This window comes from Algoriphagus lutimaris, from assembly GCF_017051705.1.
Lineage (GTDB): Bacteria > Bacteroidota > Bacteroidia > Cytophagales > Cyclobacteriaceae > Algoriphagus > Algoriphagus lutimaris.
Genome location: NZ_JAFIDJ010000040.1, coordinates 1 through 284, shown reverse-complemented (window position 1 = coordinate 284; position 284 = coordinate 1). Strand labels below are relative to the sequence as shown.

At 67.6% G+C, this 284-nt stretch carries 1 protein-coding gene; it reads left to right on the top strand.

The genetic code is table 11. The features are described 5' to 3' along the window. Window positions 1–35 precede the first annotated feature (35 nt). A partial coding sequence (locus tag JYB62_RS19700; RefSeq protein WP_205647099.1) for a carboxymuconolactone decarboxylase family protein occupies window positions 36–284 on the top strand: 249 nt, incomplete at its 3' end.

The following is a 284-nucleotide window of genomic DNA, read 5'->3' as shown; positions in this document are numbered from 1 at the left end:
ACGACGAGGATCAGGTCGGCCATCATCGCCCAAGCATGGCACAACGCTTCCCGAAGCTCACGCCAGAACAGATGAACGCCGCGCAGCGCGCAGTCGCCGCCGAGATTACCGCCGGCCCGCGTGGCGAGGTACGCGGCCCGTTCATCGCGCTCATCCATAACCCCGAGCTGGCGAGCCGGGTGCAGAAGCTCGGCGAGTTCCTGCGCTGGCAGGGCAAGCTCCCGCCCAAGCTAAAAGAGCTCGCCGTGCTCGTCACCGCGCGGCGCTGGACTTGCCAGCACGAG